19 protein-coding genes are annotated in these 24915 nt (G+C 53.3%); 11 read left to right on the top strand and 8 right to left on the bottom strand.

Annotated elements, in window-relative coordinates; genetic code table 11:
* Window positions 1–81 precede the first annotated feature (81 nt).
* The 5 genes from ppc (at window position 82) to gldA (ending at window position 7648) form a co-directional block, all read left to right on the top strand.
* Window positions 82–2733, top strand: coding sequence for a phosphoenolpyruvate carboxylase (gene ppc / locus FOB24_RS02730; protein ID WP_042313352.1), 2652 nt, complete (start codon window positions 82–84; stop codon window positions 2731–2733).
* 211 nt (window positions 2734–2944) lie between these two features.
* Window positions 2945–4678: a phosphoethanolamine transferase CptA gene (locus FOB24_RS02725; protein WP_038636061.1), complete on the top strand. Its 1734-nt coding sequence runs from the start codon at window positions 2945–2947 to the stop codon at window positions 4676–4678.
* Between the two features lie 85 nt (window positions 4679–4763).
* Window positions 4764–5624, top strand: coding sequence for an AraC family transcriptional regulator (locus FOB24_RS02715; RefSeq protein WP_087856668.1), 861 nt, complete (start codon window positions 4764–4766; stop codon window positions 5622–5624).
* Between the two features lie 245 nt (window positions 5625–5869).
* Window positions 5870–6532, top strand: coding sequence for a fructose-6-phosphate aldolase (gene fsa, locus FOB24_RS02710; protein ID WP_150344483.1), 663 nt, complete (start codon window positions 5870–5872; stop codon window positions 6530–6532).
* Between the two features lie 12 nt (window positions 6533–6544).
* On the top strand, window positions 6545–7648 hold the full coding sequence (gene gldA, locus FOB24_RS02705; RefSeq protein ID WP_038636055.1) for a bifunctional L-1,2-propanediol dehydrogenase/glycerol dehydrogenase: 1104 nt from the start codon (window positions 6545–6547) through the stop codon (window positions 7646–7648).
* 85 nt (window positions 7649–7733) lie between these two features.
* Here gldA and katG read toward each other — a convergent pair whose 3' ends face one another.
* The 3 genes from katG to FOB24_RS02690 all read right to left on the bottom strand — a co-directional run bounded on the left by katG (window position 7734) and on the right by FOB24_RS02690 (window position 12035).
* Complete coding sequence (gene katG / locus FOB24_RS02700; protein WP_087856667.1) at window positions 7734–9914, bottom strand: catalase/peroxidase HPI; 2181 nt, start codon at window positions 9912–9914, stop codon at window positions 7734–7736.
* Window positions 9915–10081: 167 nt separating this feature from the next.
* Window positions 10082–10969, bottom strand: a complete 888-nt coding sequence (metF, locus tag FOB24_RS02695; protein ID WP_038636049.1) for a methylenetetrahydrofolate reductase — start codon at window positions 10967–10969, stop codon at window positions 10082–10084.
* Between the two features lie 157 nt (window positions 10970–11126).
* Window positions 11127–12035 carry a LysR family transcriptional regulator gene (locus FOB24_RS02690; RefSeq protein ID WP_150344482.1) on the bottom strand — a complete coding sequence of 303 codons (909 nt, stop codon included), beginning with the start codon at window positions 12033–12035 and terminating at the stop codon, window positions 11127–11129.
* Between the two features lie 89 nt (window positions 12036–12124).
* Between FOB24_RS02690 and FOB24_RS02685 the strand changes: the two genes are divergently transcribed.
* Window positions 12125–12502 (top strand): carboxymuconolactone decarboxylase family protein, encoded by a 378-nt coding sequence (locus FOB24_RS02685; protein WP_087856665.1) that lies wholly within the window; start codon window positions 12125–12127, stop codon window positions 12500–12502.
* A 108-nt stretch (window positions 12503–12610) separates the two neighbouring features.
* On the opposite strand, the gene metL is transcribed toward FOB24_RS02685, so the two are convergent.
* Both metL and metB read right to left on the bottom strand, forming a co-directional pair.
* Window positions 12611–15043: a bifunctional aspartate kinase/homoserine dehydrogenase II gene (metL, locus tag FOB24_RS02680; RefSeq protein ID WP_150344481.1), complete on the bottom strand. Its 2433-nt coding sequence runs from the start codon at window positions 15041–15043 to the stop codon at window positions 12611–12613.
* 2 nt (window positions 15044–15045) lie between these two features.
* Window positions 15046–16206: a cystathionine gamma-synthase gene (gene metB, locus FOB24_RS02675; protein WP_038636034.1), complete on the bottom strand. Its 1161-nt coding sequence runs from the start codon at window positions 16204–16206 to the stop codon at window positions 15046–15048.
* Between the two features lie 265 nt (window positions 16207–16471).
* Between metB and metJ the strand changes: the two genes are divergently transcribed.
* On the top strand, window positions 16472–16789 hold the full coding sequence (gene metJ, locus FOB24_RS02670; protein ID WP_003825168.1) for a met regulon transcriptional regulator MetJ: 318 nt from the start codon (window positions 16472–16474) through the stop codon (window positions 16787–16789).
* A 53-nt stretch (window positions 16790–16842) separates the two neighbouring features.
* Here metJ and FOB24_RS02665 read toward each other — a convergent pair whose 3' ends face one another.
* The 3 genes from FOB24_RS02665 to rpmE all read right to left on the bottom strand — a co-directional run bounded on the left by FOB24_RS02665 (window position 16843) and on the right by rpmE (window position 19588).
* Window positions 16843–18267 (bottom strand): MFS transporter, encoded by a 1425-nt coding sequence (locus FOB24_RS02665; protein WP_150344480.1) that lies wholly within the window; start codon window positions 18265–18267, stop codon window positions 16843–16845.
* 89 nt (window positions 18268–18356) lie between these two features.
* Entirely contained in the window at window positions 18357–19037 is a 681-nt protein-coding gene (locus FOB24_RS02660; protein ID WP_150344479.1) for an oligogalacturonate-specific porin KdgM family protein, read from the bottom strand.
* A gap of 338 nt (window positions 19038–19375) precedes the next feature.
* Window positions 19376–19588, bottom strand: coding sequence for a 50S ribosomal protein L31 (gene rpmE / locus FOB24_RS02655; RefSeq protein ID WP_038636025.1), 213 nt, complete (start codon window positions 19586–19588; stop codon window positions 19376–19378).
* A gap of 257 nt (window positions 19589–19845) precedes the next feature.
* On the opposite strand from rpmE, the gene priA reads away from it, so the two are divergent.
* From priA to hslV, 4 genes are all read left to right on the top strand, one after another.
* Window positions 19846–22044 carry a primosomal protein N' gene (priA, locus tag FOB24_RS02650; RefSeq protein WP_150344478.1) on the top strand — a complete coding sequence of 733 codons (2199 nt, stop codon included), beginning with the start codon at window positions 19846–19848 and terminating at the stop codon, window positions 22042–22044.
* A 154-nt stretch (window positions 22045–22198) separates the two neighbouring features.
* A complete protein-coding gene (gene cytR, locus FOB24_RS02645) occupies window positions 22199–23224 on the top strand; it encodes a DNA-binding transcriptional regulator CytR (RefSeq protein WP_003028807.1) in 1026 nt (341 codons plus the stop codon).
* A 93-nt stretch (window positions 23225–23317) separates the two neighbouring features.
* Window positions 23318–24292: a cell division protein FtsN gene (gene ftsN / locus FOB24_RS02640; protein ID WP_074458535.1), complete on the top strand. Its 975-nt coding sequence runs from the start codon at window positions 23318–23320 to the stop codon at window positions 24290–24292.
* A 91-nt stretch (window positions 24293–24383) separates the two neighbouring features.
* On the top strand, window positions 24384–24914 hold the full coding sequence (hslV, locus tag FOB24_RS02635) for an ATP-dependent protease subunit HslV (RefSeq protein WP_003028805.1): 531 nt from the start codon (window positions 24384–24386) through the stop codon (window positions 24912–24914).
* The last annotated feature ends 1 nt before the right edge of the window (window position 24915 follow it).

Here is a 24915-nt window from a genome sequence, read left to right as displayed (position 1 = left end):
AAAATTTCACGTTGCAGCAGTGTTGACGGCGGCGCGAAAGATACAGGACATTTACAAAAGAGATGGGGTGTCTGGGTAAATATGAACGAACAATATTCCGCGTTGCGTAGTAATGTCAGTATGCTCGGCAAAGTGCTGGGAGAGACCATTAAGGATGCGCTGGGAGAGCACATTCTTGATCGCGTAGAAACAATCCGTAAGCTGTCCAAATCATCCCGCGCTGGCAATGAAGTCAATCGCCAGGAGCTACTTACGACGCTGCAAAACCTGTCTAACGACGAACTGCTGCCGGTTGCCCGTGCGTTTAGCCAGTTCCTGAACCTGGCCAACACCGCCGAGCAATACCACAGCATTTCGCCCAAAGGCGAAGCAGCCAGCAACCCGGAAGTGATTGCTCGCACTCTGCGTAAATTGAAAGACCAGCCCAATCTCGATGAAGCCACCATCAAAAAAGCCGTGGAGTCACTCTCCCTGGAGCTGGTTCTGACTGCCCACCCGACAGAAATCACCCGTCGTACGTTGATCCATAAAATGGGTGAAGTAAACGCCTGTCTCAAACAGCTTGATAACAAAGATCTCGTCGATTATGAACGCCATCAACTGATGCGCCGTCTGCGCCAGTTGATTGCCCAGTCCTGGCATACGGATGAGATCCGCAAGATACGCCCAAGCCCGGTTGATGAAGCCAAATGGGGCTTCGCCGTGGTCGAAAACAGCCTGTGGGAAGGCGTGCCGAACTATCTGCGCGAACTGAACGAACAGTTAGAAGAGAATCTGGGTTATAAGCTGCCCGTTGATTTTGTTCCGGTTCGCTTTACCTCCTGGATGGGCGGCGACCGTGACGGCAACCCGAACGTGACGGCGGATATCACCCGTCACGTGCTATTGCTCAGCCGTTGGAAAGCCACCGACCTGTTCCTGAAAGACATTCAGTTTCTGATCTCTGAACTGTCGATGGTTGATGCCACGCCGGAACTGCTGGCGCTGGTCGGCGAAGAAGGCGCAGCAGAACCATACCGTTATCTGATGAAAACCCTGCGTTCACGTCTGATGGCAACTCAAGCCTGGCTGGAAGCCCGCCTGAAAGGCGAGAAATTACCGAAACCTGCCGGCCTTCTCACCCAAAACGAACAGCTCTGGGATCCGCTGTACGCGTGTTACCAGTCTCTGCAAGCCTGTGGCATGGGCATCATCGCCAATGGCGAACTGCTCGACACCTTGCGCCGCGTGAAATGTTTCGGCGTGCCGCTGGTACGTATTGATATTCGTCAGGAAAGCACCCGCCACACTGAAGCGCTGGGCGAACTGACCCGGTATCTGGGCATTGGCGACTACGAAAACTGGTCAGAAGCGGATAAACAGGCTTTCTTGATCCGCGAACTGAACTCCAAGCGTCCGCTTCTGCCACGTAACTGGGAACCAAGCAATGACACCCGCGAAGTGCTCGACACCTGCCGCGTCATTGCCGAAGCTCCGTATGGCTCCATTGCCGCCTATGTTATCTCGATGGCGAAAACGCCGTCCGATGTATTGGCCGTACATCTGCTGCTGAAAGAAGCCGGGATCGGTTTTGCTATGCCGGTTGCGCCGCTGTTTGAAACATTGGACGACCTCAACAATGCTGATGACGTCATGTCCCAGCTCTTGAATATTGACTGGTACCGCGGCTTTATTCAGGGCAAACAGATGGTCATGATTGGCTACTCTGACTCTGCAAAAGACGCGGGGGTAATGGCGGCCTCCTGGGCGCAATATCAGGCTCAGGACGCGTTGATCAAAACGTGTGAAAAAGCCGGCATCGAGCTGACGCTGTTCCATGGCCGCGGTGGTTCCATTGGTCGCGGCGGCGCGCCTGCGCATGCCGCGCTGCTCTCTCAACCGCCTGGCAGCCTGAAAGGTGGCCTGCGCGTGACGGAACAAGGTGAGATGATCCGCTTTAAGTATGGCCTGCCGGAAGTGACCATCAGCAGCCTGTCGCTATATACCGCAGCCATCCTTGAGGCCAACCTGTTACCGCCGCCAGAGCCGAAGGATAACTGGCGCCATATCATGGATGAGCTTTCTGATATCTCGTGTGAGCTCTACCGTGGATATGTACGTGAAAACAAAGACTTCGTCCCTTACTTCCGCTCCGCAACCCCAGAGCAGGAACTGGGTAAATTGCCGCTCGGCTCACGTCCGGCAAAACGCCGCCCGACTGGTGGGGTAGAGTCTCTGCGCGCCATTCCATGGATCTTTGCCTGGACGCAGAACCGCCTGATGCTCCCGGCATGGCTGGGGGCAGGCACCGCGCTGCAAAAAGTGGTGGAAGACGGTAAGCAAAGCGAACTCGAAGCAATGTGCCGCGACTGGCCATTCTTCTCCACACGCCTTGGCATGCTGGAAATGGTTTTCGCTAAAGCAGACCTGTGGCTGGCTGAATACTACGATCAACGTCTGGTCAAAAAAGAGTTGTGGCCGCTCGGCGAAGAACTGCGTCAGCGCCTGGAAGCAGATATCGACGTCGTGCTGGCGATTGCCAATGACTCACATTTGATGGCCGACCTGCCGTGGATTGCCGAGTCCATCCAGTTAAGGAATGTTTATACCGATCCGCTGAACGTTTTACAGGCAGAACTGTTACACCGCTCGCGCCTGGCGGAAGAGCAAGGCAATGCGCCAGATCCACGCGTTGAACAAGCGCTGATGGTAACCATCGCAGGTGTTGCTGCCGGTATGCGCAATACAGGCTAACGTCCCCCTCCCGTCGCCTTCGTGCTATTGCGCGAAGGCGACATCAAAAATCGCTGTTATAACTGCTTCAATTTCAATATATTCCCGCCTGAATTTATTCATTTAATGAATGGATCATCAACAAAACGCGTTTTTTAACATCGCGACGCTTCAGTTCCTCTTAATATTTACCCGCTACTCTTGGCGACACGATTAAAGACAGGCTCACACTATGCAATCCTTACAACCCCAGTCTAAACCTGCATTTAGCTGGAAAGCCCTGGGTTGGGCGCTCCTCTATTTTTGGTTTTTTTCCTCATTACTGCAGGCCGTTATCTACTTTAGCGGCTACAGCGGATCTACCGGTTTACGCGACTCCTTGCTATTCAGTTCGCTGTGGTTGATTCCGGTATTTTTATTTCCAAACCGTATCCGTATTATTGCTGCCGTTATTGGTGTCATGCTATGGGCTGCCTCGTTGGCCGCTCTGAGCTATTACGTCATCTACGGGCAAGAGTTCTCGCAAAGCGTTCTGTACGTAATGTTCGAAACCAATGCGAACGAAGCCAGCGAATATCTGAGCCAATATTTCAGTCTGAAGATTGTGTTAATCGCGCTGGCGTATACGGCAATGGCGATTCTGCTGTGGACGCGTCTGCGCCCTGTTCATATTCCATCGCCCTGGCGCTATCTGGTGTCGTTTGCGCTGTTATATGGCTTGATTCTGCACCCAATGGCGGTTAACACGTTCATCAAACATAAACCGTTTGAAAAAACGTTGGATGGTCTCGCTTCGCGTATGGAGCCCGCCGCGCCATGGCAATTTATCTCCGGGTATTATCAGTATCGCCAGCAGTTGACCTCGCTCAATAGCCTGCTGAATGAAAACAATGCCCTGCCTCCGCTGGCCAACTTTAAAGACCATTCCGGTGACGCGCCACGCACATTAGTGCTGGTGATTGGTGAGTCAACGCAGCGTGGTCGTATGAGCCTGTATGGTTACCCGCGTGAAACCACACCGGAACTGGATGCGCTGCATAAAACCGATCCTAACTTCACCGTTTTCAATAATGTCGTGACCTCACGTCCGTATACCATTGAAATCCTGCAGCAGGCGCTGACCTTTGCCAACGAGAAGAACCCGGATCTGTATCTGACCCAGCCATCCCTGATGAACATGATGAAACAGGCGGGTTATAAAACCTTCTGGATCACCAATCAGCAGACAATGACTGCCCGCAACACCATGCTGACGGTATTCTCTAAGCAGACAGATAAGCAGTTCTATATGAACCAGCAGCGTACGCAAAGCGCACGCGAGTATGACAGCAATGTGCTGGCGCCATTTAAAGAAGTCCTGGCCGACCCGGCGCCGAAAAAATTCATCATCGTTCACCTGCTGGGTACCCATATTAAGTATAAATTCCGTTATCCGGATGGTCAGGGCAAGTTCGACAACAATATCGACAATGTTCCCCCTGGCCTGGGTAATGATGAGCTGGAAGCCTACAACGATTACGACAGCGCGAATGTCTACAATGACCACATCATTGCCAGCCTGATCAAAGACTACAAAGCGACCGATCCGAACGGTTTCCTGTTGTACTTCTCCGATCACGGTGAAGAGGTGTACGACACGCCGCCGCATAAAACGCAGGGCCGTAATGAAGACAATCCGACACGCCATATGTATACGGTGCCGTTCTTATTGTGGACCTCGGAAAAATGGCAGGCCGCGCACCCTCGGGATTTCTCACAGGATGTGAATCGTAAATACAGCAGCTCAGAGCTAATCCATACCTGGTCTGATTTAGCGGGCTTCACTTACGATGGCTTCGATCCAACGCGTTCCATTACCAGCCCACAGTTTAAAGAGACGACTCGCTGGATTGGCAATCCATACAAGAAGAATGCCCTGATTGATTACGATACCTTGCCTTACGGCGATCAAATCGGTAATCAATAATCCTACACAGGCCACTCTTTAAGAGTGGCCTTTTTTTATGATGGCGGTTACTGTTCTCCCTGTCTGCTGCCTGCAAGGGATTAACATGTATCACGACATCAGCCATCTTCTCGCCCGCCTGATTAACGGCCCTACACCGCTGCGCCAGATTTACTTTGCCAGCACCTGTAGCTCAATGCCGGAACTGGCATATCAGGTTGATTTTCCCCGGCTGGAGATTGTGCTGGAAGGTGAGTTCACCGATCAGGGTATTGCCGGCACAGCCGCGACGTTACTACCTGGCGATGTCCTGTTCGTTCCGGCCGGCGGCTGGAACTTTCCGCAATGGCTCACACCGGTCACCACGCTCAGCATTCTGTTCAGCAAGCAGCAGTTGGGTTTCAACGTCGTTCAGTGGGACGGCAAGCAATATCAAAACCTCGCCAGGCAGCATGTCGCACGGCGTGGACCGCGTATTGGCTCTTTCCTGCTGCAAACGCTTAATGAAATACAGATGCAGCCGCAGGAGCAGCAAACGGCCAGGCTAATCGTCGCGAGCTTGCTGAGCCACTGTCGCGATCTGCTCGGCAGCCAAATACAGACCGCGTCGCGCAGTCAGGCGCTGTTCGAAGCCATTCGCGACTATATTGACGAACGCTACGCTTCACCGCTGACCCGGGAATCGGTCGCGCAAGCGTTCTACATCTCGCCCAATTACCTCTCCCACCTGTTTCAAAAAACGGGCGCAATCGGTTTTAACGAATACCTGAACCACACGCGACTTGAACACGCGAAGACGCTACTGAAGGGTTACGAGCTGAAGATCAAAGACGTGGCGCACACCTGTGGGTTTGTTGACAGCAACTACTTCTGCCGCCTGTTTCGCAAGAATACCGAGCGTTCCCCCTCAGAATATCGTCGGCAATATCACAGCCAGTTGACGGAGAAAGCGATCCATCAGCAATAAAGAAGACAAAAATAATATTAACTGGATTTTTGTAATATAAGAAATGAACTCATAACCCACATCACCTTAATAACCCCCACCTGCAACTGACATGTGAAGTAAGTCTCACTTTTGTCGATACATTACATTTATCCAGCTTTTGGCAGATTTGTCAGATAGCGCCATGCGGCGAAACACTCTTATCCTGTGCACAACAACGCATTCCGGCAACGGGCTGCTCACGCAAAATTAAGAGGATGTTTTGTATGGAACTTTACCTTGATACCGCCAACGTCGCGGAAGTCGAACGTCTGGCCCGTATCTTCCCTATCGCGGGAGTCACCACCAACCCAAGCATTGTGGCGGCAAGCAAAGAATCCATCTGGGATGTGCTGCCGCGCCTGCAAAACGCCATTGGCGAAGAGGGCATTCTTTTTGCCCAAACCATGAGCCGCGACGCGCAGGGGATGGTGGAAGAAGCCAAACGTCTGAGCAATGCCGTACCGGGTATCGTAGTGAAAATCCCCGTTACTGCTGAAGGTCTGGCCGCCATCAGGTTACTGAAAAAAGAGGGTATCACCACCCTGGGAACCGCCGTGTACAGTGCTTCGCAAGGTCTACTGGCCGCGCTGGCTGGCGCAAAATATATCGCGCCATATGTTAACCGCATTGACGCTCAGGGCGGCGACGGGATCCGCACAGTACAGGAACTGCAAACGCTACTGGAGCTACATGCGCCAAACAGCATGGTACTGGCGGCCAGCTTTAAAACCCCGCGTCAGGCGCTCGATTGCTTACTGACAGGATGTGAAGCAATTACCCTGCCCTTAGACGTAGCGCAACAAATGCTCAATACCCCTGCGGTAGAGTCAGCAATAGAGAAGTTTGAGCAGGACTGGAACAACGCATTTGGTCACATCAACCTGTGAGGGAAATAAAGTATGGATCGCATTATTCAATCACCTGGTAAGTACATCCAGGGTGCCGATGTTATTACCCGTCTTGGCAGCTATCTCAAACCACTGGCAGCACGCTGGCTGGTTGTTGGGGACAAGTTTGTCTTAGGCTTCGCACAGTCCGCACTGGAAAAAAGCTTCCAGGATGCCGGACTGGCGCTGGAGATCGCGCCTTTTGGCGGCGAATGTTCGCAAAACGAAATCGACCGTTTGCGCGGCGTGGCGGAAAAAGCGCAGTGTGGCGCAGTACTCGGTATTGGCGGCGGGAAAACGCTGGATACCGCCAAAGCGCTGGCGCACTTTATGGGCGTGCCTGTCGCCATTGCGCCAACCATCGCCTCTACCGATGCACCGTGCAGCGCGCTGTCCGTCATTTACACCGATGCGGGTGAATTCGATCGCTATCTGCTACTGCCGAACAACCCGGACAGGGTCATTGTGGATACTAAAATAGTCGCGGGCGCACCGGCACGTCTGTTAGCCGCAGGCATCGGCGATGCGTTGGCGACCTGGTTCGAAGCGCGTGCCTGTTCACGCAGCGGCGCAACCACCATGGCGGGTGGTCAGTGCACCCAGGCGGCGCTGGCTCTGGCTGAGCTGTGCTTTAATACGTTGATAGAAGAAGGTGAAAAAGCGATGCTGGCAGCCGAGCAGCACGTGGTTACGCCTGCGCTGGAGCGCGTTATTGAGGCCAATACCTATCTGAGCGGCGTCGGTTTTGAAAGCGGTGGTCTGGCAGCGGCTCACGCCATTCATAACGGCCTGACGGCGATCCCGGATGCGCATCATTACTACCACGGCGAAAAAGTGGCGTTTGGTACGCTGACGCAATTGGTGCTGGAAAACGCGCCGGTCGATGAGATCGAAACCGTGGCGGCGCTGTGTCATTCCGTTGGACTACCGATTACTCTGGCGCAACTGGACATCAAACAGGATATCCCGGCGAAAATGCGCATTGTGGCAGAGGCGGCCTGTGCTGAAGGCGAAACCATCCACAACATGCCTGGCGGCGCGACCCCGGACCAGGTGTATGCCGCGTTGCTGGTCGCTGACCAGTATGGGCAGCGTTATCTGCAAGAGTGGGAATAACCTGCCAATAAAAAATCCCCGCAATCGCGGGGATTTTTTATTCATACCATACCGGATATGCGCAAGCGCCATCCGGTGTTTTTGTTTACAGCAGATCGAAACGATCCAGGTTCATCACTTTCACCCATGCCGCCACAAAGTCCTTCACGAACTTCTCATGCGCATCGCTGCAGGCATAAACTTCAGCCACTGCACGCAGTACAGAGTTAGAACCAAACACCAGATCGGCGCGAGTTGCGGTGTATTTTACTTCGCCGCTCAGACGGTCACGGCCTTCAAACAGCTCTTGTGACTCATCAACCGCTTTCCATTCGTAACGCATATCCAGCAAATTGACGAAGAAGTCAGTGCTGAGTACGCCAGGACGATCGGTAAAGACGCCGTGCTGACTACCATCGAAGTTGGTGCCCAGTACGCGCATACCACCCACCAGCACGGTCATTTCCGGTGCGGTTAGCGTCAGCTGCTGCGCTTTATCAATCAACAAAGACTCAGTGGTTGATACGTCAGGGCGAGAACGATAGTTACGGAAGCCGTCCGCAATTGGCTTGAGCAGTTCAAACATCTCAATATCCGTTTGATCCTGACGCGCATCTACGCGGCCCGGCGCAAAAGGAACATTGATGCTGACACCCGCAGCGCTTGCGGCCTGCTCCACGCCTACGACGCCAGCCAGCACGATAATATCGGCCAACGACGCGGTATGGGCTGATTTATAGATACCCTCTAACACGGGCAGTACGCGTGCTGCGGTAGCATTCACATCCCAACCACGCTGTGGGTCGAGCGCCAGACGAGCGCCATTCGCGCCGCCACGTTTATCCCCACCGCGGAAGGTCGATGCAGAAGCCCATGCCACCGAAACCAGCTCGCCTACTGACAGCCCGGAAGCCGCAATGGTCGCCTTCAGGTTAAGAATATCTTCTTCGCTTGGGTTGAAGAACGCATGCGGCAACGGATCCTGCCAAATCAGATCTTCTTTTGGCACTTCCGGTCCGATGTAACGCGCTTTCGGCCCCATATCGCGGTGCGTCAGTTTAAACCACGCACGGGCAAAGGCTTCGTTGAACGCCTGCGGATCATTGAGGAAACGACGAGAGATCTTCTCGAACTCAGGATCGAAACGTAGCGTCAGGTCGGTGACCAGCATCGTCGGCTTGCGTTTTTTCTCAGGATCAAACGGATCGGGGATAATCTCCGGCGCATCCACCGCTTCGAACTGGATAGCACCAGCCGGACTGCGAGTCTGCACCCACTCATATTTGAACAGGTTCTCGAAGAAATAGTTGCTCCACTGGGTCGGCGTTTGCGTCCAGACCACTTCCAGGCCGGAAGTAATCGCGTCTGCACCCGCGCCACTACCATAGCTGCTGGCCCAGCCTAAGCCTTGCGCTTCAATCGGCGCGGATTCAGGATCGGCCCCAACGTGGGAAGCAGGTGCTGCGCCGTGGGTTTTACCTAACGTATGACCGCCGCCAATCAGCGCCACGGTTTCTTCGTCGTTCATTCCCATGTTACCGAAGGTCGCGCGAATCGCCGCGGCCGCAGAAAGCGGTTCGCCGCTATGATCCGGCCCTTCCGGGTTCACATAGATAAGACCCATTTCGGTTGCGCCCAGCGGCGCTTTTGCCAGTTCTTCCGGGTGACGGTGGGTCAGCCAGGCTTTTTCATCACCCCAGTTTACGTCGAGATCCGGTTCCCAGACATCTTCACGACCCGCGCCAAAACCGAAGGTACGGAAGCCGGAGTTTTCCAGCGCCACGTTGCCCGCGAGGATAAACAGGTCGGCCCAGGAGATTTTCTGGCCATATTTCTGCTTGATTGGCCACAGCAGACGACGCGCTTTATCCAGGCTGACGTTGTCCGGCCAGGAGTTCAGTGGTGCAAAACGCTGCTGCCCGCGACCCGCGCCACCGCGTCCATCGATGGAACGATAGGTCCCTGCCCCGTGCCATGCCATACGGATAAACAAACCGGCATAAGAGCCCCAGTCAGCAGGCCACCACGGTTGAGATTCGGACAGAAGGGCTCTGAGATCCCCTTTCAGGGCAGAATAGTCAAGTTTGCTAAATTCTTTGCGGTAGTCGAAGTCCTCACCCAGCGGGTTCGAACGATTGGAATGTTGGTTCAAAAGATCAACGCGGAGTTGATTAGGCCACCAGTCGCGGTTACTTCTTCCTGCTCCCGCGCTGTGATCCGGCCCGCCCTGATGGAAAGGACACTTACCGGCAGTTGATGCGTTCTGGCTATCGTCGGACATGCTCATCTATATGCTCCCTTTACAGTGTTATGACTACGATATACACCACCAAAGATTAGATATAGTCGAAATAACCCACAGATTCGATAGCCAGATCCTTTTATATTTTTAGTTACAGAGATGTAGATCAAAATGATCAATAAAAAACCCTCCGCAGAGGGCTGACGTACTGATTATGCCGGTCTTACTCCCAGCGTGTGACAAATTGCGTAGCTCATTTCGGCGCGATTGAGAGTATAGAAATGGAAATCTTTCACCCCTTCGCGGCTGAGAATTTTCACCATATCCATGGCAATGTTTGCGCCCACCAGCTTGCGGGTTTCCGCATCGTCATCCAGGCCAGCAAACATAGTCGACATCCATGCCGGAATGCGGACGTTGGTCATGTCGGCAAATTTTTTCGCCTGTTTAAAGTTAGATACCGGCAGGATGCCCGGAATAATTTCCACATCGATACCCGCAGACACGCAGCGATCGCGAAAACGCAGGTAGCTTTCTACATCGAAGAAAAATTGGGTGATCGCGCGGTTCGCACCGGCATCAACCTTACGCTTCAGGTTCAGCAGATCGGCCTGAGCGCTCTTCGCTTCCGGGTGCACTTCCGGGTAAGCCGCAACGGAAATATCAAAGTCCGCAACGTCTTTCAGCAGAGTCACCAGGTCAGAGGCATACATATCCGGTTTACCGCTCCCCGGCGGCAGGTCACCGCGCAGGGCAACAATATGACGAATACCGTTATTCCAGTAGTCCTGAGCAATAGTGCGCAGCTCATCGCGGGTCGCATCAATACAGGTCAGGTGCGGCGCCGCTTCAAGCCCGGTGCGATCCTTGATCCCTTTAATAATGCTATGCGTGCGGTCGCGCTCACCAGAGTTTGCACCGTAAGTGACTGAAACAAACTTCGGCTTCAGGCTGCTCAGGCGATCGATAGAGTTCCACAGGGTTTGCTCCATTTCACTGGTGCGCGGCGGGAAAAATTCGAAAGAAACGTTAATCTGCCCCTGTACTTCGGCCAGACTCTGATTCAGCGCTTCCCGCTGGTTGGCGTGAAAAAAGCTCATACCTTACCTCATCAATCTTTTGTCGTTATATGTTGTGTTGTGAACTGCTATACGTTTAGACGTCTAGATGTAAAAATGACGGAAAAGCACGCTGGCGTCAACACAAAAATCATCGTTAAAGGTGAGGAATACTCAGTCAACGTGAAAATAATTCACATCAACCTGAAAGACCGAGGGATTGGTTCACAACCGTCTGCAACCACTGCAACGTTGCTTCGCTCTCAGGCAGCATTACCAGTCCCACGTGGATACGCAATTCGGAATCGGTAAGCAGCAGAAATATCACGCCCTGACGCTGGATAGCGGAAAAGGAGGCCGGGAGTAAACTCAGACCGTCGCCATGCGCGATCCGCGCCAGCAGCACGTCATGTTCCAGCGGCTCTTCAATACAGGCTGGAGAGTAACCGGCGCGGCGAAAAATATGTCGGGTGTAATCAAAAAAGGCAGGATTCCGTTCGCGTTTAAACCAGAACAGTGGTCGGTGGTTCAGCGTCGTTAATGAGAGTGACGGCAGGCTCGCCTCTGGCCAGATCGCGGGTAATGCGGCAATCATCGGCTCTTGCCAGCCGAGTGGCATGACGGTAAGCCCGGGAGTCTCAAGCGGTAACGCCACCAGCGCTGCATCCAGTTTTCCCCGACGAACCTGACGCACCAGCTCAGGCGAACCATGACGAACAATATGTAGCCTCTCCGTACGCTCGTGTAGCTGCGATTCAAGCGAAGCAAAAACACCTTGTTCAAACGCTGTACTTAGCCCCAGGCGCAGAGAGTGCTCCCCAGCTTGCGCTAACTGGCTCAACGTCGCGCAGGTTTCTTCGTACATCGTCAGCACTGGGCGCACTATTTCAAGTACGCGCAGACCGTCTTCCGTCAGCGTCAGCCCACGGGTATGACGGACAAAAAGCGTCATCCCCAGACGTTCTTCAAGCTGGCGAATGTGGCGACTCAGCGGCGGCTGCGACATAAATAAACGCTGCGCCGCCCGGCTCATATTGTTCTCTTCCGCTACTACGGAAAAGTAACGCAGCAGACGAATATCCAGAGAGTGCAAAGGCGATGTTGTCATACCAAAAAGGTATCACGGAAATGGTATTATCCCAATCATTCTGCACGCTCTATCCTCAGGCTATATACCAGACAAATGAGGAAGAGATTATGCATTCAGAACGCTTTATTACCGGTCAGAAGATGCTGCAAAAAGTGGATGGTAAAGGGGGCGATGCGGTCGTCGAAAGTCTGCAAGATATTGCGCCAGACTTCGCCCGCTACCTGCTTGAATTTCCTTTTGGCGACATCTATTCAAGACCGGGATTGGATTTACGCAGTAGAGAGATTGCTACCGTCGCGGCGTTAACGGCGCTGGGTAATGCCGCCCCGCAGTTGAAAGTGCATATTGGCGCGGCATTACACGTTGGCTTAACACAGGATGAGATCGTAGAAGTAATTATGCAGATGGCCGTATACGCTGGCTTTCCGGCCGCGTTGAATGGTCTGTTCGCCGCGAAAGAGGTGTTTGCCTCCCACAGAGGCTAAAACAACAGGCCAGCGGTGAGATTTGCCCGGTGGCGCTGCCGCTTCCCGGGCCTATGGTTCGTGTCATAGCCAGGCAGGATAAGCGTAAGCGCCATCCGGCAACGCAAACTACAGCAACTGCGCCAGGCGGTTGATATCCGACTGAATGGCTCCGGCGGTCACATCGCGGCCTGCGCCAGGTCCGCGGATCACCAGCGGGTTATCGCGATACCAGCGGCTTTCAATGGCGAACACATTATCGCACGGCAACAATGCCGCCAGCGGGTGCTCAGAACGTACCGCTTCAACACCCACACGTGCTTTTCCGTTAGCGTCAAAACGCGCCACATAGCGCAGCACCAGCCCCATTTCACGCGCCGCTTCCAGACGCTGCACCATCTGCTCGTTCAGTTCATCGCCATTTTCAAAGAAATGGTCAATAGAGCCTTCTTCACAATGCGCAGGTACCAGCGACTCCACGCGAACCTGATCCGGTTCGATGTCGTAACCCGCTTCACGCGCCAGAATCACCAGCTTGCGCATCACATCCTTGCCGGAAAGATCCACCCGCGGGTCTGGTTCGGTCAGCCCCTGCTGCCACGCCTGATCCACCAGGTCGGTGAACGGCACCGTGCCATCAAATTGCAGGAACAGCCACGACAACGTGCCAGAGAAGATCCCGCTGATCGACAGAATGGTATCTCCGCTATCAATCAGATCGCGCACGGTATGGTTGATCGGCAAACCTGCGCCCACGGTGGCGTTATACAGCCAGTGACGACCGGTTTTTTCAAACGCATCATGGATTTGGCGATACTTATTACTGCTGCTCGCACCCGCCAGTTTGTTGGCGCTGATAACATGGAAACCGTGACTGGCGAAATCCAGATACTGATCCGCCAGTTGCTCGCTGGCGGTTACGTCCAGCACCACTAAATCATCATACGGGTGGGCGCGCATCCACAGGAACAATGACTCTTCATCCTGTTCCACTGCCTCATCATCAAAGAAGGCCAACGCGCGACTGGCATCCAGCCCTTCATAATTCAGCAGACTACGGCGGCTATCGACCACGCCCGCCAGCACGAACTCTAATCCGGTACGCGCCGAGAGCGTACTTTGCTCACGGGCGAATAGCTCCAGCCAACGTGATCCAATATTCCCCTTCCCGAACAACACCAGGCCGATTCGTTTTTCCGCGCGGAAAATTGACTGATGCAGACCCTGAATCAGGCTCTCCGTCGGTCCGGTACGCAGTACGGCAACCAGGCTGATGCCCTCCTCCGACTGCCAGGTGAATTCGACCGGCTGACCTTTCAGTTGCTGCCAGAAGCGGTGGCAGTGCAGCGGGTTACGGGTGACGCCCGCCCCGACCATCGCCACCAGCGCCAACCCCTGGCGCAGACGCAGCTCGCCCGGCAATCCGGCCTCATCAAGAATTCTCAACGCGCCGTCAGCGACTTCGGAGGTATAGCAAAATTGCAGCAGTTGGCGATCGGGATGCACACCGACCGCCAACGGACGCACCTGGGTGCGTTTTAAAATCTGATCGACCTCTTTATGGGCCAGCTTAAAGTCCTGACCGATGGGAACCTGAAACTCAATCAGGCAGACGTCGTCATGACTGGTCACGATACGCGCCCCGGTCCCAGAAGCCAGCACGCGTTCAATACGCGTTGAACCTTGCTCAGGCGTATAGCTACAACGCAGCTGGAGATCAATATCACTGCCGGAAACCGGCTGTAAGGTACGGGCATGGAGAACCGGAGCCGCCAGACGCGCCAGTTCGCTGGCTTCATCCAGACGCAGCAGCGGTAGCAGGCAGGCATCTTTTACTTTACGCGGATCCGCGCTGTAAACCCCGGCGACATCACTCCAGATGGTTACGCGGGAAACCCCGGCCAGCGCGCCAACCTGCGTCGCCGAGTAGTCAGAACCATTACGCCCCAGCAGTACCGTTTCACCGGCGTTGTTACGGCTAATAAAGCCGGTAACGACCAGGCGTTTACCCGGATGTTGCGCCAGAAGTTGCTGCAACAATGGGTAGGAGAGACCTTCATCCACCTGCGGCTGAGCGCTACGCTCCGCACGTAAAAAATCGCGCGCATCCAGCCAGGCCGATTCCAGACCTTGTTGGTTAAGGACAGCGGACATCAAACGCGCCGACCATACCTCACCGTGTCCGACGACTTCAGCATAAACGGCATCGTTCACGCCGCTGTCGAGTAATCCGGCCAGACGCTCCAGGTCGTGAATAAACGCACCGATCAGGCCGTCGGCCACTTCTGGTTGTAACAAACCGCTAATCAGCTCGCTCTGATAGCGACGTAACGCCTGCTGAACCTGATGCGCAGAAAGACGATCGGTCTGGCTTAACTTCAGCCAGCTAATCAACTGGTTAGTGGTACTGCCTGCGGCTGAAACAACCATCATGTCATCAGGCTGCGAGTATTCCGCCATAATGCCTGCGACACGCAGATAACATTTCACATCAGCCAGACTACTACCACCAAATTTGTGCAGTTGACGACCCTTCGCCCCTGCCTGCGCAATCACACTCATGTTTACCCCTTGTTTGCAGCCCGGAAGCCATTTTCCAGGTCGGCAATTAAATCTTCGCCATCTTCAATACCGGTGGAGATACGCAGCAGCGTTTCCGAAATCCCTGCCGCCGCGCGCGCTTCTGGCGCCATTCCCGCGTGTGTCATGGTTGCGGCGTGGGAGATCAGACTTTCAACGCCTCCTAACGATTCCGCCAGCGTAAACAATGACAGCCCGCCAAGGAAGCGACGCAGCGTCTGCTCATCGCCATCCAGTTCAAAACTCAGCATCGCGCCAAAGCCTTTTTGCTGACGCGCGGCAATCTCATGCCCTTGATTATTCGGCAATGATGGGTGATACAATTTTTTCACCAGCGGCTGCGTTTGCAGATAATCAACAATCGCCTGAGCATTACGTTGCGCCACCTCCATACGCGGTGACAGAGTACGCAGGCCGCGCAACAGCAGATAACTATCAAACGCGCCGCCGGTCACGCCAATATTATTCGCCCACCACGCCAGTTCAGTGACCGTTTCCGGATCTTTCGCTATCACCACACCAGCCACCACGTCTGAGTGACCGTTTAAATATTTCGTGCATGAATGCAACACCAGATCGGCGCCCAATGCCAGTGGATTTTGCAGTGCCGGGCTTAAAAAAGTGTTGTCTACCACGCTGACTGCACCAGCTTCACGCGCCAATTGACAGATTTTCGCAATATCCACCACGCGTAGTAGCGGGTTGCTTGGGCTTTCTACCAGCACCAGCTTCGGTTTTTCCGCCAGCGCCGCCTGCAACGCCCGCTCATCACCTTGATCAACAAACAGTACGCGATAACAGCCTCGCTTTGCCAGACTGTCAAACAGTCGATAGCTGCCGCCGTAACAGTCGTGCGGCGCGACCAGCAGATCGCCAGGTTTCAGGAATACCGTCGTCACCAGATGAATCGCCGACATGCCGGTATTGGTTAGTACCGCACCCGCGCCACCTTCCAGTTCTGCCAACGCGCGCTGAACCACATCGCGCGTCGGGTTACCGCGGCGTGAATAGTCATGGGCGCGAGGCTCATTAAAGCCGGTAAAGTTATAGGTACTGGAGAGGTGAATCGGCGGGACAACGCAACCGTACTGTTCGTCGTCATTTAATCCGCTACGCACTGCGATGGTGGCCTGTTTACGCGTCATAGAGAGGAGATCCTGGCTGAGTCGGTGAAAAGTCAGGCACCAGATTAATCATAGTTACGATAGCCGTCAATACATCTGGACATCTAAACTTCTTTGCGTATAGATTGAGCAAACCGCAAATAGCCGTTAAAATTATATGCATTAGCGTACATCCGCGTCGGCTTACTTCGTGTCAGGGCCGCGCCACTACGATAAACTACGCGCAATTATGGTCCGGGCTCAGGTTCTGGCCTCAATATTAATGACGAAGAGGATTAGGTATCTCATGGCTGAATGGAGCGGCGAATATATCAGCCCATACGCTGAGCACGGTAAGAAGAGTGAGCAAGTAAAAAAAATTACGGTTTCCATTCCTCTGAAGGTGTTAAAAATCCTTACCGATGAACGCACGCGTCGTCAGGTGAACAACCTGCGCCACGCCACCAACAGCGAACTGCTGTGTGAAGCGTTTCTGCATGCTTTTACCGGGCAACCACTACCCAACGATGACGACCTGCGTAAAGAACGCAGTGATGAAATCCCGGAAGAAGCAAAGGTAATCATGCGTGAACTGGGTATCAACCCGGAAACGTGGGAATACTGATCGTTAGAGAAAGATGAAAGAAGGCGGGATTGTTCCCGCCATCTTTCACAACATTACTTACTAATCCCATTGATTTTATTCAATGTTTTTTCCATTTTGAGCGTTTCTTTACGGTTCAATGGATAGCAATAAATCAGAATGACCGCCGCCAAAAACAGGCACAAAGCCGGCAAGAGATTCGCCATCGTATAAATATTTTCCTGCACGATGCTGGTTTGCACAGCCCCACCCGTTGAGGAAGATTGATAACCAATGATGGCCAGCATAAAGCCGCCAATCGCCCCGGCGCACGCCTGACCAACCTTGCGGGCGAAGAAGTTCACGCCATAAACGGTTCCATCCTCACGATCGCCAGTGACATACTGGTGATAATCACAAACATCGGTCATAAACGCCCATATCATCAGGTTGAATAACCCCGCCCCCAGCGTCGCCAGAAACAGGAAAACCAAATAGACTTTCGCGTCGGTAATGTGGACGAAGTACATAATCAGATACATCGCTACCGCAAAGAGCAACGCGCCTACACTTGCTTCTTTTTTACCAAACCGCTTCGTGAGCCAGGATGCCGATGGCGCCAGCAAAACCAGAGAACCAAAGGTAAACAGCAATGCAACGGACATGGCCTCTTTGTTATGGAAATAGTCATTAAACAGGTAGGTCATATTGGTCCCGGACAACCCCTGATTAATCACAATCAGCAGATCCACTACAACCAAAACAATCAGCGCCTTATTACGTAATAGCCCCTTCAGCAGTACCGACACGGGCATGCTCTCTTTTCTCTCCACACGCACACGTTCTGTCGTTAACTGACAGGTTAGGGTTAAAAAGAGAAAACCCAGTACTGCGCAACCCATGGCAATCCAGAAGAAATGCTGCCCGGAAATCACCTGGCTTCCGTCCACCAGGGTGGTGTACATCAGAATGGGAATAAAAAAGCCGGTTGCCCCACCGCCGATGGCAGACCCAACGCTGCGCCAGGTGGAGAGCGAAACACGATCTTCCGGGTTCGAGCTAATCGCCGCAGACATGGCGCCATACGGAATACTGACCGTCGATAACAACGAACCGTAGATAAAATAGGAGCAGCAGATATAGATAATTTTCGCCGTATAAGAGAAATCATTCACAAATGGCAGGAACAGGACGACCGCAATGATGCAGAACGGATATTTCATACGGCGCACCCACGGGTTAAACCGTCCATGTACCGTTAGTTTAGAGGTATCACATAAACGCCCTACGCCAACATCGACAAACGCATCAAAGAGTTTGGTCACAAAATAGAGCGAGCCGACAATAACCCCGGAAATACCGAGTACGTTGGTGTAATAAATCATTAAAAAACTGTTCACCAGTCCAAGAATAAAACAGGTTCCGAGGTCGCCGCACAAATAACCAAATTTATCTCTTAATCCGAAAGGCCTGACAGCAATACTTTGATTACTTCCGATTATAGTTCCATCATTAGACATGATATCAACTCCTTAGACTCATTATTCACGCAAACTATATGGATATACCGATGCTCAGCGTAATAAACCGCTATGAAGAGTATTAACGGTCAGAAGTTATAACCGAGACCGACACGATAACGAGTCTGGCGATCGTCTGTGGTGGTGGTGTTATAACCGGAGGAAACGTTACCCACCTCAACAAATGGAATCCAGGAACCTATTTTATAAGCTACACGGAAGTTATATTCATAATCGTCTTTTCGGTTGTTATATAAATCTTCGCTATCGGCAATTTTATAAATACCGTTAAGCTCAAACATCCAGTCATGAATGTTATAACCGAGCCATGCTTCCGGACGATAGACCATGCGATCATCCTTGCCGTCAGTGTTTCTGCGCATGTACTCCTGACGATAGCGAAACGCAGTCCACCAGCTGTCATTGATATTGTACTGTACGCGGATATAAGGTTTATAAATCGTGATGTTATCGCCCGTTTCGATCGCAATACCCGGCTGCCAGATAAGATCCCGCCAGGTAAACTGGTAGCTTGCAGTATACTCGTTGCCATTACTTTCCATATTATTCCACGCATCATTAGATTGCGTATCTTCGGAACGTGAAATGGCTTCAACGGCTACACCAAAACCAGTCGCAAAACGATAAGACATATAAACACGATCGTAATTGCGCCCATCGTCATAATATTCATGACGATAATCAACATAACCCGCTTGCGCGGCCACAGAGAATAATGGAATCAGTAATAACGCAGATTTAAATTTCATGACCATCCCTCTTCACACTACATCAAGGAAATTATCCATCTCGTTCCGTCCATTAATGGGAAACGATGAAGGATTAAGAATAATTTTATATTTCCACGAAAGTGTATTTTAGAAAGAAAGCAGAAACCTTTGGTATTTTGCCAACAATTGGCATGAGTGGCAAAAATCAGAAGATAAAAAGGATGCAGATCACCAGTAGAAACATTTTACCTAAAAAATAAAAACGCTGTTTTATTTATTAAATAAAAGACACTATTCAACACATCAATATAAATTTCATTCTTCAGGCGCAGAAACAAAAAAAGCGCCGAAAGGCGCTTTTTTCTGACAGCTGAAACTTATTTGCTGCCTGGGATGTTGAAACGCTTGTTGAAGCGATCAACGCGGCCACCGGTAGCAACATCACGCTGCTTGCCAGTATAGAACGGGTGGCACTTGCTGCACACGTCGAGGTTCAGATCGTGACCGACGGTGGAGCGGATTTTAATGACGTTACCGCAAGAGCAGTTTGCAGTAATTTCTTCGTATTTCGGGTGAATATCTTTTTTCATGGGAAAACCTCAGTTTAAGGCCGCGTCGCTCTTCCAGCCCTAACGCCAGACACCACGCGATGTTAATTATTCCCCGTCACCTTTCACACTGCATCAACAGCTTGAAATTCTCGGGTAATGGTCATTGTTTGACGCAATCAATTTGCATCAAAGGCGGCGAATCATACAGAAATTAACCTGCTCATGCAAACTGATCCGCATTCTACCCTTCACTAATGTGTATACTAACCCGCCAGATTTCAAGTCAGGATGATTCAATGCCCGTTGCGCACGTTGCCTTACCCGTTCCGCTACCTCGCACCTTTGACTACCTTCTGCCGGAAGGCATGAGCGCCAAAGCCGGGTGTCGTGTACGCGTGCCTTTTGGCAAGCAACAGGAGCGCGTGGGCATCGTCCTTTCCGTTAGCGAGCACAGCGAACTGCCGCTCAACGAATTGAAAGCCGTTCTCGAAGTGCTGGACAGCGAGCCGGTCTATTCGACCTCCGTCTGGCGTCTGCTGTTGTGGGCAGCTGACTATTATCATCATCCTATTGGCGACGTGCTGTTTCATGCCCTGCCGATTCTGCTACGCCAGGGACGCCCGGCCGCCAACGCGCCCATGTGGTACTGGTTTGCCACTGAAGAGGGCCAGGTTATTGATCTCAACGGCCTGAAGCGTTCTCCCAAGCAGCAGCAGGCGCTGGCAGCATTACGCCAGGGAAAAATCTGGCGCGACCAGGTGGCAGAGCTGGAATTTAATGACGCCGCCTTGCAGGCGCTACGTAAAAAAGGCCTGTGCGATCTGGCAAGCGAAACACCAGACTTTAGCGACTGGCGTACACACTACGCGGTTTCCGGTGAACGTCTGCGGCTGAATACCGAACAGGCTACCGCCGTCGGGGCGATCCACAGCGCCTCGGACAGTTTTAGCGCCTGGCTATTAGCGGGCGTGACGGGATCGGGTAAAACAGAGGTCTATTTAAGCGTACTGGAAAATGTGCTCGCCCAGGGCAAACAGGCGCTGGTGATGGTGCCGGAGATTGGCCTGACGCCGCAAACTATTGCTCGGTTTCGCGAGCGCTTCAATGCGCCGGTCGAAGTCCTGCACTCGGGTTTAAATGACAGCGAACGTCTTTCGGCATGGCTGAAGGCGAAAAATGGCGAAGCGGCGATTGTCATCGGCACGCGCTCGTCGCTGTTTACACCGTTTAAAAATCTGGGCGTGATTGTCATCGACGAAGAGCACGACAGCTCTTATAAACAGCAGGAAGGCTGGCGCTATCATGCGCGCGACCTCGCGGTTTATCGTGCCCATAGCGAACAAATTCCCATTATTCTCGGCTCAGCCACCCCAGCGCTGGAAACGCTGTGCAACGTGCGGCAGAAAAAATACCGCATGCTGCGCCTGACGCGCCGCGCCGGAAATGCGCGCCCAGCCACTCAGCACGTGCTGGATCTGAAAGGTCAGCAGGTACAGGCCGGACTCGCCCCTGCGCTTATCGCCCGTATGCGTCAGCACCTGCAGGCGGATAACCAGGTGATCCTGTTTTTAAACCGCCGGGGTTTTGCTCCTGCCCTGCTGTGCCACGACTGTGGCTGGATTGCTGAATGCCCGCGCTGCGATCACTACTACACGCTGCATCAGGCGCAGCACCATCTGCGCTGCCACCACTGCGACAATCAGCGTCCGATACCGCGTCAGTGCACTTCCTGCGGCTCAACGCATATGGTTCCGGTAGGACTCGGCACCGAACAGCTTGAGCAGGCTCTGGCGCCTTTTTTCCCCGGCGTGCCCATCTCACGCATCGATCGCGACACGACCAGCCGTAAAGGGTCGCTGGAGCAGCATCTGGCGGAAGTGCATCGCGGCGGCGCGCGAATCCTGATCGGCACACAAATGCTGGCGAAAGGCCACCATTTCCCGGACGTCACCCTGGTGGCGCTGCTGGACGTTGACGGCGCGCTGTTCTCCGCAGATTTCCGGTCGGCAGAACGCTTCGCCCAGCTCTACACGCAGGTTTCCGGGCGTGCCGGTCGCGCCGGGAAACAGGGTGAAGTGGTGCTGCAAACGCACCACCCTGAACATCCGCTACTGCAAACCTTACTGTATAAAGGTTATGACGCTTTTGCCGAGCAGGCGCTGGCCGAGCGACAAACGCTCCAGCTTCCCCCATGGACCAGCCATGTGATCGTGCGGGCAGAAGATCACAACAACCAGCATGCGCCGATGTTCTTGCAGCAGTTACGAAATCTGATTCAGGCCAGTCCGCTGGCCGATGAAAAACTGTGGGTGTTAGGCCCGGTTCCCGCCCTGGCACCCAAACGTGGCGGTCGCTATCGCTGGCAAATTTTGTTGCAGCACCCATCGCGAATTCGCCTGCAGCATATCGTCAGCGGCACACTGGCGCTGATCAATACGTTACCCGATGCGCGTAAAGTTAAATGGGTGCTGGATGTCGATCCCATCGAGGGATAATCCCTCACGATGCGAGGCGGATCGTAAAATTAAAGATCCATCACACTTTTTATGAAAATTCTGTAACCGCTTCCATTCACTATCTGATAAAAATGTTTCAGATGAAGGTTATCCAGGGACGAGTCTGTGCCAGCCGCCCTGGCGAGGAGAAAGAGTGAAACCGAATAAGCAGGTTGCCGCCGCTACGATGAAAGATGTTGCCCTGAAGGCGAAAGTCTCAACGGCAACCGTATCCCGCGCATTAATGAATCCAGACAAAGTTTCGCAGTCAACCCGTAACAAGGTTGAGCAGGCAGCTCTGGAAGTGGGATATCTACCTCAATCGATGGGACGCAACGTAAAGCGTAATGAGTCACGTACCATTCTGGTGATTGTGCCTGATATCTGCGATCCGTTTTTTAGCGAAGTCATTCGTGGCATAGAAGTCACCGCCGCAGAACAGGGATATCTGGTGCTTATCGGCGATTGCGCGCACCAGAATCAGCAGGAAAAGACCTTTCTTAACCTCATTATCACCAAGCAGATCGATGGCATGGTCCTGCTCAGCTCGCGCCTGCCGTTTGATGCCAGCGTTGAAGAGCAGCGTAATTTACCACCGATGGTTATGTCCAACGAGTTCGCGCCAGAGCTGGAACTCCCCACCGTGCACATTGATAACCTCACCGCCGCCTTCAACGCGATGAATTATCTGCTGGAGTTGGGACATAAACGCATTGGCTGTATCGCCGGACCAGAGGATATGCCGCTGTGCCATTACCGTCTGCAAGGTTACGTTCAGGCACTGCGCCGCAGCGGAATTACGGTCGATCCGCATTTCATCGCGCGCGGAGACTTTACCTATGAAGCGGGAGCTAATGCGCTTAAACAGCTCCTGGCGCTACCACAGCCGCCTACCGCAGTCTTCTGCCACAGCGATGTCATGGCGCTTGGCGCCCTCTCTTACGCCAAACGTCAGGGCCTGAAAGTACCCGACGATTTATCGATCATTGGCTTCGATAACATTTCGCTCGCGGAATTTTGTGATCCACCCCTGACAACCGTCGCACAGCCGCGTTTCGATATCGGACGCGAAGCTATGCTGTTACTGCTCGATCAATTACAAGGGCAGAACGTCAGCAGTGGCTCACGTTTACTGGACTGCGAGCTTATTATTCGGGGTACAACCCGGGCACTGACGTAAAGTAAAGTGCTTTCGGACTCCCCTGTCTGGTCAAAGGCCCGCCGCTTAAGTAACATGGCGGGCTGACGAACGAATAAATACAGCGAAACGATAGTGGCACAACGAGATTATGTACGTCGCGGCCAACCGGCACCTTCGCGGCGCAAAAAGAGCACATCACGGAAAAAACAACGCAATACGCCTGCGGTATCGCCCGCTATGGTTGCTATTGCTGCAGCCGTACTCGTGACCTTTATCGGTGGTCTGTACTTCATTACGCATCACAAGAAAGAAGAGTCCGAAACGCTGCAAAACCAGAAAGTCACCGGGAATGGCATTCCACCAAAACCGGAAGAGCGCTGGCGATACATCAAAGAGCTGGAAAGCCGTCAGCCTGGCGTACGCGCGCCTACCGAACCGTCTGCCGGCGGCGAGGTGCTGAACGCCGACCAGTTAACCAATGAGCAGCGCCAGTTGTTGGCGCAGATGCAGGCAGATATGCGTCAACAGCCAACGCAGCTCAACGAAGTACCATGGAACGAACAAACGCCTGAGCAACGCCAGCAAACGCTGCAGCGTCAACGTCAGGTGCAACAGCAGCAGTGGAACACTACGCAGCAGCAGGCTCAACAACCACGCCAACGGGCAACGGAACAGCCGTACCAGCAGCCGCAAACGCGTACGGCGCAAACCGCACCGGTACAACAGCCGAAACCGCAGCCAAAACCGGCGGCGCAACAGCCGTATCAGGATCTGCTGCAAACGCCTGCGCATACCACCGCCGCTCAGCCGAAAACGCAACCGGCCGCGCCAATAACGAATGAAACGCAGCCGCCAAAACAGACGGCGGAGAAAAAAGATGAACGCCGCTGGATGGTTCAGTGCGGGTCATTTAAAGGCGCTGAGCAGGCAGAAACCGTGCGTGCACAGCTGGCCTTTGAAGGGTTCAACTCGCGAATTACCACTAATAACGGCTGGAATCGCGTGGTTATTGGTCCGCTCAAAGGCAAAGAGAATGCCGACAACACCATCAGCCGCCTGAAGGTTGCTGGTCACACAAACTGCATTCGACTCGCTACTGGGGGTTGAAACCCCCAAAATCCCCCCCATCTATACTTGCATTACGCCCCGCATCCTGTGCGGGGCCTGTATTCTGCATTTGTAACCAAGGGGTCTGCTCGTGACAACAATAGTAAGCGTACGCCGTAACGGCCATGTGGTAATCGCCGGTGATGGTCAGGCCACACTGGGTAACACCGTAATGAAAGGCAACGTGAAGAAAGTCCGCCGTCTGTATAACGACAAAGTCATTGCGGGCTTTGCGGGCGGTACTGCGGATGCATTCACGCTGTTTGAACTGTTCGAACGCAAGCTGGAAATGCACCAGGGTCACCTGGTGAAAGCGGCCGTTGAACTGGCAAAAGACTGGCGTACCGACCGTATGCTGCGCAAACTCGAAGCGCTGCTGGCCGTCGCAGATGAAACGGCATCACTCATCATCACCGGTAACGGCGACGTCATCCAGCCAGAAAACGATCTGATTGCCATCGGCTCCGGCGGTCCCTACGCCCAGGCTGCTGCACGCGCTCTGCTGGAAAACACCGAGCTTGGCGCGCGCGAGATTGCTGAGAAAGCGTTGGATATTGCAGGGGATATCTGCATTTATACCAACCACTTCCATACCATCGAAGAATTGAACTCCAAAGCGTAAG

The organism is Citrobacter werkmanii (genome assembly GCF_008693645.1).
Lineage (GTDB): Bacteria > Pseudomonadota > Gammaproteobacteria > Enterobacterales > Enterobacteriaceae > Citrobacter > Citrobacter werkmanii.
The sequence above is the reverse complement of the archived record's forward strand: the minus strand, read 5'-3'. Positions and strand labels throughout refer to the sequence as shown.

Coding starts and splice junctions, on each gene's coding strand:
- ppc (WP_042313352.1), top strand. CDS start 82: ATGAACGAACAATATTCCGCGTTGCGTAGTAATGTCAGTATGCTCGGC.
- FOB24_RS02725 (WP_038636061.1), top strand. CDS start 2,945: ATGCAATCCTTACAACCCCAGTCTAAACCTGCATTTAGCTGGAAAGCC.
- FOB24_RS02715 (WP_087856668.1), top strand. CDS start 4,764: ATGTATCACGACATCAGCCATCTTCTCGCCCGCCTGATTAACGGCCCT.
- fsa (WP_150344483.1), top strand. CDS start 5,870: ATGGAACTTTACCTTGATACCGCCAACGTCGCGGAAGTCGAACGTCTG.
- gldA (WP_038636055.1), top strand. CDS start 6,545: ATGGATCGCATTATTCAATCACCTGGTAAGTACATCCAGGGTGCCGAT.
- katG (WP_087856667.1), bottom strand. CDS start 9,914: ATGAGCATGTCCGACGATAGCCAGAACGCATCAACTGCCGGTAAGTGT.
- metF (WP_038636049.1), bottom strand. CDS start 10,969: ATGAGCTTTTTTCACGCCAACCAGCGGGAAGCGCTGAATCAGAGTCTG.
- FOB24_RS02690 (WP_150344482.1), bottom strand. CDS start 12,035: ATGACAACATCGCCTTTGCACTCTCTGGATATTCGTCTGCTGCGTTAC.
- FOB24_RS02685 (WP_087856665.1), top strand. CDS start 12,125: ATGCATTCAGAACGCTTTATTACCGGTCAGAAGATGCTGCAAAAAGTG.
- metL (WP_150344481.1), bottom strand. CDS start 15,043: ATGAGTGTGATTGCGCAGGCAGGGGCGAAGGGTCGTCAACTGCACAAA.
- metB (WP_038636034.1), bottom strand. CDS start 16,206: ATGACGCGTAAACAGGCCACCATCGCAGTGCGTAGCGGATTAAATGAC.
- metJ (WP_003825168.1), top strand. CDS start 16,472: ATGGCTGAATGGAGCGGCGAATATATCAGCCCATACGCTGAGCACGGT.
- FOB24_RS02665 (WP_150344480.1), bottom strand. CDS start 18,267: ATGTCTAATGATGGAACTATAATCGGAAGTAATCAAAGTATTGCTGTC.
- FOB24_RS02660 (WP_150344479.1), bottom strand. CDS start 19,037: ATGAAATTTAAATCTGCGTTATTACTGATTCCATTATTCTCTGTGGCC.
- rpmE (WP_038636025.1), bottom strand. CDS start 19,588: ATGAAAAAAGATATTCACCCGAAATACGAAGAAATTACTGCAAACTGC.
- priA (WP_150344478.1), top strand. CDS start 19,846: ATGCCCGTTGCGCACGTTGCCTTACCCGTTCCGCTACCTCGCACCTTT.